The 8,713-nt window shown below is 41.5% G+C and carries 7 protein-coding genes; 1 reads left to right on the forward strand and 6 read right to left on the reverse strand.

Going from position 1 to position 8,713, the window contains the following annotated elements:
• Positions 1 to 151: 151 nt before the first annotated feature.
• Together FTV03_RS16245 and FTV03_RS16250 are read right to left on the reverse strand one after the other, a co-directional pair.
• Complete coding sequence (locus tag FTV03_RS16245; RefSeq protein WP_180042208.1) at positions 152 to 1,309, reverse strand: sorbosone dehydrogenase family protein; 1,158 nt, start codon at positions 1,307 to 1,309, stop codon at positions 152 to 154.
• A gap of 207 nt (positions 1,310 to 1,516) precedes the next feature.
• Positions 1,517 to 1,762, reverse strand: a complete 246-nt coding sequence (locus FTV03_RS16250) for a hypothetical protein (RefSeq protein ID WP_180042210.1) — start codon at positions 1,760 to 1,762, stop codon at positions 1,517 to 1,519.
• A gap of 249 nt (positions 1,763 to 2,011) precedes the next feature.
• Between FTV03_RS16250 and FTV03_RS16255 the strand changes: the two genes are divergently transcribed.
• Positions 2,012 to 2,818 carry a tetratricopeptide repeat protein gene (locus tag FTV03_RS16255; RefSeq protein ID WP_180042212.1) on the forward strand — a complete coding sequence of 269 codons (807 nt, stop codon included), beginning with the start codon at positions 2,012 to 2,014 and terminating at the stop codon, positions 2,816 to 2,818.
• Positions 2,819 to 2,890: 72 nt separating this feature from the next.
• Here FTV03_RS16255 and FTV03_RS16260 read toward each other — a convergent pair whose 3' ends face one another.
• The 4 genes from FTV03_RS16260 to FTV03_RS16275 form a co-directional block, all read right to left on the reverse strand.
• Positions 2,891 to 3,820, reverse strand: a complete 930-nt coding sequence (locus tag FTV03_RS16260; RefSeq protein WP_180042214.1) for an AEC family transporter — start codon at positions 3,818 to 3,820, stop codon at positions 2,891 to 2,893.
• A gap of 81 nt (positions 3,821 to 3,901) precedes the next feature.
• Positions 3,902 to 5,017: an NADH:flavin oxidoreductase/NADH oxidase gene (locus tag FTV03_RS16265; RefSeq protein WP_180042216.1), complete on the reverse strand. Its 1,116-nt coding sequence runs from the start codon at positions 5,015 to 5,017 to the stop codon at positions 3,902 to 3,904.
• A gap of 12 nt (positions 5,018 to 5,029) precedes the next feature.
• Entirely contained in the window at positions 5,030 to 7,135 is a 2,106-nt protein-coding gene (locus tag FTV03_RS16270) for a TonB-dependent receptor (protein ID WP_180026894.1), read from the reverse strand.
• An 18-nt stretch (positions 7,136 to 7,153) separates the two neighbouring features.
• Positions 7,154 to 8,407: a carbohydrate porin gene (locus FTV03_RS16275; protein WP_180042218.1), complete on the reverse strand. Its 1,254-nt coding sequence runs from the start codon at positions 8,405 to 8,407 to the stop codon at positions 7,154 to 7,156.
• Positions 8,408 to 8,713: the final 306 nt, after the last annotated feature.

The raw sequence follows: 8,713 nt of genomic DNA on the forward strand, positions 1-8,713 counted from the left end.
TTCAGCACTGTATGTTCTTCGTTTTTTCGCAAGAGATGCGATGGATGTCTGATGATTTGTAGTCATAAATTTAAGTCCCCACTTGTTTCTAAGTGGGGACTAAATTAAGGCTTATAGGATGAATTCATAAGGTGTGTTCAGCGGACGCTTACTAAATTACCCCTGCCCGATCATCCGAAAAATAAAAAGATTTTTCATCGATCTTATAAATATCAGCAGGTCGCCCAATTACCGTTTTCCCGACTAAAAAGCCATTCATAAAGGTTTCAAGTTTTTGTCCTTTACGCATAATTGCAATTTGATAGCCATGGCCAATCGCTTCTTCGGTAGAGCCATGCAAGGCCACTAAAAAAGAATTTTTGATGGTGTCATCTGTGTCTGGATGATCAAAATAATCAAAACCCAGTGCTGAGGAATGCGAAGGGAAATAAGCATAGGGCGATGGAACATTTTTACAGCCAGATGCACGTTTAAATTTAGAGTCCGCCAAGACTTTTCCCTGCCATGCATAACATGCGGGCCAACCATAATCGACATCCTGTTTTAGCGCATAAAAAGTTTCATCTGGTTTTTTACTTCCCAAATGATCAGAACCTTGATTGGTCGCAAATAGAAATCTACCGATCCATTTTAGCCCAACAGCATTACGCAAACCTGCCGCATACACCCGTTGCTCTGAACCATCAGGATTCATCTCGATGACGGATGCTCGCACTTTTTCTTTTTCTACACAGGCGTTACAACTCGAACCAACCGACACATAAACTTTTCCATTTCCACCGATAGCAATCGTCCGCGTCAGATGCCAACCGCCGTATTTATAACTCAAACCATAATCAGGAAATGTCGCTAAAACTTCAGCCTTACTCGAAGGCTGAGTTTCTCCTCTACTAAATTTTTGCCGTGTCAGTTGGTCCGTTTCCGCCAAATAGAGCCAATCCTGTCCTTGAGCATCGGTATAAAACTGAACTGAATTTGGATTTCTCAAACCGGTCAGATAAGGAATGATTTTGCCAAATTTACCGGTGTCAGCATTCCAATCATCCAATATATATACAGTACCTTTTTTATTATCTGTTAGATCATACATATCCGTGACAAACATTCTGCGATCAGGCGCTTGCGAAAAAAAGCGTACCCGTTTGAGACCTTCAGCAGCAGGAATGATCTCGAAATTTGCAGGCAAATTTAATGAAAACTGCTTGCCATTTTTTAAATGGATTGGATGAGGTACAAGCTTGGGTTGTTGAGCCCAACTGGTCATTGAACAAACGAAACTAAGGATCAAGATGGCACTTATTTTTATCATATTTAAATACATCTCAATGAATCATGTATATCTGTATTCATCATAGACGCCTTGTATCTATTTTATTCAATTTATATTTTTAGAAAATATTATAATTTTGAAAATTAAGGTTTTTTAAATCATATACGCTGGTGCAGTACACAACAGTCAAAAATAAGGAGGAACTGTATTCCCCCTCACGTCTTTGTTTTTAAATCATGATTTTAATCAAAATCCATGAAACAACTTATTCATGTCTTTGCATACATATTCTTTAAAATGATTGGCGCGCGCATGTTTGGCATCAAATTTAGCTTCTAAATCGCCTTTTTTGAAAATATAAACACGATCCTCTTTACTGACTAAAAACTCTGCGCCCAGTTTCATCAAAAGCGCATCAATTTTATCTTCATCTGCAATCGATTCATCTGCATTGATTTTATCGTAATTGCGTTTAATGCCTTTAATAAACATCGCGCTGCCTCAGAGAAAATAACAATGCGCGATTAAATCAGAGTCCTGCTTTTTTGCAAAGGCTTTTGATGCAATAAAGTCATGGCATTTAAAACGCTAAGGGCAATCAACATTATTTTATAAAAACGCTTTAAATCACAATTCCTCACTTTACATTTACGTAAATCTACCTATGATGTAAAAACCGACAAAAATAACCACCAAAACACATAAACGGAATTATGTGTATGATTTATAAAAGGTTTAAAGATGAAAAAAATCCTATTCGCAAGCATTTTAGCAATGAGCACTCAATTGGCTTTTGCTGAAACCAAAACAGATGCCGTCGATCCTGAATTTGCTAAAGTGGAAGCCATGGTCAAGGCCAAAGATATGAATGGCGCCTACCAAACACTGAGCAAGCTTGCAGCAAAAGGTAATGCTCAGGCCACTTATAATTTGGGCTATCTTACTCAAACAGGTCAAGGCGTAGCGAAGGATGAGAAAAAAGCCATCCAACTCTATGAACAGGCTGCAGCCAAAGGCTACCCAGTTGCTAACTATGTGTTAGGTAAAAATTATGCAACGGGCACGCTGGGCTTAAAACAAGATACCAACAAGGCCAAACAATATTTAGAACGCGCATCTTCGGCAGGTTTTGACGATGCCTCCATCGACTATGCCATTTTACTTTTTGCAGAAAATAAACCTGAGTCAGATAAATTGGCACTCAGTAAACTTGATCCGCTGATTAAAAAAGGCAACTACCCTGCGATTCATGCCAAAGCGCTTTATGACATCAGTGCCGGCTTTAAAGCTAAAAATGAAAAGCCTATTCAACAAGGTCTAAATAGCATTCAAGAGTTAGCGAAAAAAGGTTATGTCCCTGCATTGATGGCAGTGGGCAATATGTTTGTAAATGGCAATATCATCCCGCAAAATTTGCCTGAAGCTAAAAAAATATTTAGCGCATTAGCCAAAGAAAATATTCCGCAAGCCAAAGAATCTTTGGCAACCGTGGATAAAATGATCGCTGAACAAGCCAAAGCACCTAAAGCCAATGCGAAAAAGAGTTAATTAAGCATTAAAAAAAGCCCTGCATATGCAGGGCTTTTTCATGGGACAAAGAAAATCTTGAGCTGATCAAAATCACGCCCACCACAGACTGATTAATACACCTGTTACGACAAAGCCCAAGATGGTACTCATCAACAAAGGCGTTAAGGTCTTTTCATTTAAGCCATAAACTTGTCCTAGCATGGCAAAAATCGTCGGCATCGGTAATGCGGCAATAATCGTCCCTGCATATAACATCTCTTGGCTGACATCAGTCAAATAGCGTAAGCCCAAATAAGTCAGTAAAGGCATCACCAAGTTGCTTGAAATCACCAAATAGAAGCTCTGAGCATTCACATACTTTAAGCTCATACCGACAATCCCACCACCAATTGCAAACAGCGCCAGTGGTGAAGCCGTTTGACCTAACATCGCCAGTACATCATTGATTTGATGAGGCAAACGGATTTGGAAAATTGCAAACCCAATCCCTAGCATTACCCCTGCAAAGAGTGGATTTTTTAACAGGGTCATTAAGGTATTTTTGATGATGTCGCCAATATTGGCTTTTTGCTGTGAACTTCCTAAATGTGCAAGGACCAGCACCGTTGGAATCAGTAGCACACTTTCAATAATGACGATCAGTGAGGTATAGGTCATCGCATTTTGACCGACCAACAAGCTTAGCACTGCAGTGCCAATTAAGCCTGTATTTGACATGCCAGCGCCTAGTGACAGTACTGCTGTTTGCGACATATTATTTTTAAAATGTGTCGACAATAGCCAATAGGCCATGCCATACAGTAAAAACGTGACTCCGGTATAAACAAAGAAATAGCCGGGATACCAAATTTGATGCAAATCTTTAGAAGCTAATGACTGAAAAAACAAAGCCGGCAGTGCAATCTTAATCACAAATGCACCAATGGTTCCGACCTGTTCTTTACTCAATAAACTGCATTTTACAGACAGATATCCCAAGGCCAAAAGAAAAAAGATTGGACCAATCACCTCAAAGACCATACGAAATATCCTGTGTAATAGACTCTTCCATCCACACCCTCAACCTAAGAGTGTAGATCGGACCGCTATAAATTTTGATAATTAGAAAGCCGTAAATTGACTTCTTTGTGCATGCGGCTGACAGCGTAAGTACTGCGGAGAAATTTTTAAATTTTCACCGAGTTCTGCAGCAGCATGCCATGGCCAACGCGGGTCATATTGAATTGCACGAGCAAGACCAATCGCATCTGCCATGCCATATTGTAAGATGCCTTCGGCTTGCATTGCTTCGGTAATTAAACCCACAGCAATTACGGGAACCTGAACGGCTTGCTTAATGGCTTCAGCAAAAGGCACTTGATAACTGGCTTGTAATTGAATTTTTTGCGCAACATCTAAGCCGCCACTAGAAACATGAATATAGGCTGTGCCTAGTTGTGCAAGCGCTTTTGACAAACCAACAGCCGAGTCTAGATCCCAACTCGGTGCTTCAGTATATTCCATCCAATCAGTTGCGGAAATACGTACCCCTATTGGATAATCTTCAGGCACGGCATTTTTCATGGCTTGGAACACTTCAAGGGTTAGACGAATGCGATTTTCCAAACTGCCACCATATTCATCGCTACGTTGATTCGACAATGGTGACATAAATTGATGCAGTAAATAACCATGTGCAGCATGTAGCTCAATTAAGTCAAAGCCTGCATCTACCGCGCGTTTTGCTGAATCGGCAAAGTCTTGAATGATCTGCTGGATTTCATCTCGACTTAAAGCATGGGGTGCATGATCTGTGACATTAAAGGGCAAATCACTGGCTGAAACAGTTTGCCATCCTTGAGGATGATCTGGGGGTAATTGTCCACGTCCTGCCCACGGTTTATCTGTCGATGCCTTACGCCCTGCATGTGCCAACTGGATAGCAAATGGCATAGGTGAAAGTGATTTCACCTTGGCCAATAGTGCCTTCATCTGTGCGCGTTGCATATCATTCCAAAGGCCGAGGTCCGCATAGCTAATGCGCCCCTCTGCCTGTACAGCCGTTGCCTCGATGATACATAGTCCGGCACCTGACAAGGCATAATTCGCCCATTGTTGCTCATGCCAATAGCTTAACTCCCCTTGCTCATTGGCAGAATATTGACACATGGGTGCAATCACGATTCGATTAGTCAGCCCCAATGTTCCAAACTGAATTGGTTGAAATAACAACGCCACATCACTCTCCTTTTAGAAGGCTTTGGTCACACTTAATCCTGCACTCCAATTCAAACCATCCGCTGGTTCAAAGAAGCGTCCGTTTCCATCATTGACGATCACTGAACCGACATAGTTTTCATCAAACAAATTATCTGCACGTACATAGGTTTTAACTTTCCAATCTGCTTGTTTCCACACATAACCTGCGTTGGCAGAAACCACGGTATAGCTCGACGCAGCATCACTGTTGGCATCATCGACATAGACTTTATCCATATAGCGAACATCTAGGCCGGCATTAAAGCCAATATCTGGCAGCCAATTCAGTGCGGCAAACGCTTGGTTTTTGGCAATACCCGGAATATAGGTGCCTTTGACGACATCACTGTCAGGAATTGCGGCATCAAAAGTGGCATCGATATAACTGTAACTTGCTTGCGCGCTTAAATCTCGCCATAGCTGTTTATTCCACGAAAGCTCCACACCTTCACGTAAGGTTTTATCGGCATTTTTATAGGTTGCACGACCATTGATACTTCCTGCAGAGACGATGTCATCTTGAGTTTTGCTTTGGAACACCGCTGCAGTGAAATTCCCCAATGCATTTTGTGATTTAAGCCCAAGCTCGTAGTTATCGCTACTGGCCGGTTTTAAATCAAAATTCATACCGTCATCTTTAGAATAGGCCATTTCTGTAAAGGTCGGTGTTTCAAAACCTTTGGCATAACTGGCATAGGCATTCAGTTGAGGCGCAATATTCCAACTTAATGCTGCTGAAGGTAAAACTTTGTCATAGTCGGTTTTACCGCTGTCATCCTTATTTAAACCCACGACATATTTATCGTCAGATTCATAATGAACATTGCTATATCGTAGCCCTGTATCTAAAGTCCAATTGGGTAAAAAATTCCACGAAGCTTGGACATAGGGATCTAAATTCCACAAGGTGTTATTTTCATTTCGACGAATATTGCCATTCTTGCCAAAATTTCCATTGGCATCAAAATTTTCATAGCCCTTACGGTCTTCATCCATATAATCAAAGGCAAGGCCTGCAGTAAAACGCGTATTCGGCAAAAGGTCTTTGCCTGTCCAGCGAATATCTGTTCCATAATAATCACGGCTAAAATCAATCACACCACCTGCATGGCGCGCATTATTTTGTGGATTTTTGGGGATGGACTGATACTGCACCACATCACGTTGCCCCATATACACCATTGCATTGAGTTCATGCTGCTCATTCAATGGTTTTTTCCACGTCAACCCAGTTTGAGTTTGGCTAATTTCCTTACGTACATCATAGGTATTATTGGCATCATTAACTTGTTTCGGATTTTGACGCAATTGCTCCCGATTCAGACCTTGTGGATCATCGGCATTGATATCCACATGATTCACAATCCAATTGACCTTGGAACCATCATCCAAATCCCACGTCAGTTTTGCATTGCTGAGTACCTTATTTGCAGCACTATGATCACGGTAGCCATCGGTTTCAAAATAAGAAGAACTCACAACATAGCTAGGTTCATTGGCCTGTTCTGAGCCACCTTGCAGCACAATATCAGCACGGCTTTTATTATGACTGCCGCCTGAATAGCCGAGTTCGATGGAGTCTTTTCCAGTACCTTGCTTGGTCGTTGTTAAAATCGCCCCACCCGAAGAGTTACCATATAAAGAGGAAAATGGCCCGCCCAATACCTCGATATGATTTAAGCTACTCATATCGATATTTGACGTCTGTCCCTGACCATCCGGCATGGTCGCAGGGATTCCATCAACATATAAACGGATACCACGCACACCAAATGTTGAACGTGCGCCAAAACCTCGCATAGACAGTTGCAAGTCTTGTGCGTAGTTTTCACGGTTATTCAGTTGCAGGCCGGGCACACCTTTTAAGGTTTCGGACAGATTTACACCCGTATTGTTATTATTTTCAGCCTGCTGTACACGGTATACCGATGCAGGTGTTTTTAACCACGTGGTATTGGTTCGTGGTGCTTCAATGGTAATCTCAGGAAGTAAAACAGGTTCCGTAGAACCTGTTTCTGCATACAGCTGTTGGCTAATACATGCCGTCAGGCAAAGTAAATGTGTCTTAAATGATGTGACGTTAAATTTACTTTGCATAGAGCACCTATTTTAACATTAGAAGATTACCTTAGAGCTTAAACCAATTAGGAAAGCATCATCAACTCGATTTGTTGAGCCTGGGTTAATCACATATTGTAAACTTGGACGAATCATCAACCATTTCGTCGGGTTATGGCTATAGTTCAACTCGACATTATATTCTGCACTTGCATCAAATTTCTCAGCAGAAAGTCGATCATTGACATGCACACGGTTCACGCCCAAGCCAACCATATCGTTTGGTAAACGATCGGCCAATCCAATGTATTTCAAACCCAACTGCTGTGAGTTATCAACTTTTGTGGTGACACGATCATGCCAAGTAAAATTGGCAAAGCTATGCAAACCACGTTTGCCTTCACCTGTAGACGTTAACTGTTGCTCAATCGCGACCCAACCACCAAAGGTACGATCTTCTGCTTCGCCCGAAATAATGTCTTTTTGATTTTTGACATTATCTGCGGTGTTGTACATCGCACCAAAGCGGTAGCTCCCCGGTAAGCCATTGACCAATGATTTTGGTGTCCAAATGATTTCTACAGGAATAGTTACACCATCGGCATCATCGGTATCCAAATTCCAACCATGGCGTTCCAAAGCATTTTCAGGGTTGTATTCATACACACCCGCTTGTACAGCAAGTTCTGGGCTAAGCTCTTGCTTCACACGTGCGCCCCACTGTGAAACTGGGGTATTCATCCAAATATTGCCTTGCCATTTACCCATTTGCGCAGCGCAAAACGCAGTACTGGCAAAGTCACAGCCCATCACGTTAAAGTCCATGCCCAAACCTAAACGGCCTGCTTTAATGCTTAAGCCTTGCTGTTTAAATTGCTTTTCAATAGACAGTTCAGATAAGCGAGTTTTCTGATTACCACGACCAAAATTGGCTTGTGCATTTGCTAATTGATGAACATCTCCTTGCAAATCACGAACTGAGGTACTTTGACCTTGACGTGCAGTCATCACGGCACGCACAGTCACGCCATCCCAACCTGCGAGTTTTTCCATATCAAGCTGTGTACCTAACCACAATTGGCTAGCTACCGTTGCTGAATGTCCCGGATTACGACCACCATCGGCAAGATAGGCAGCATCAGCAGCAATATTGGCCTCAAACTTCACACCTTGTTGTGCAAGTTCGGTACGTTTACCATCCCAATCCCCGAGCATGTACTGACCTTTAGTATCGAATGCTTCTGCGGCGTGAACATGTGTCATGGCTGCTGCAACAAATGCAGGTAGAAGAGCTAGACTGTATTTTTTCATGGTAAAACCTAAATCTGGAGAGAGTCCCTAGACAAGCCTTAAGGCTTGAAATCTAATGTCACAAAAATTACATAATTTTTCACGTTCTATCTCAGCATTATTTTTATCATTCACAAAACTTTAATTTATTAATAAGTGATTTTAAATAAATCTATTGTTATGGAATATTTTTAGTTTTTATTTAGGACTTACGCATTGACTGATTCAAAAAAGTATTAAAATACTTTATAAAGTATCTGTGATCAGACGAATTAAACATGCTTCTACAGCAACTTGTACATTACCCATTTATATGGGCTTTCTCAT

Origin of the sequence: Acinetobacter sp. YH12218 (assembly GCF_013417925.1) — a bacterium.
Lineage (GTDB): Bacteria > Pseudomonadota > Gammaproteobacteria > Pseudomonadales > Moraxellaceae > Acinetobacter > Acinetobacter amyesii.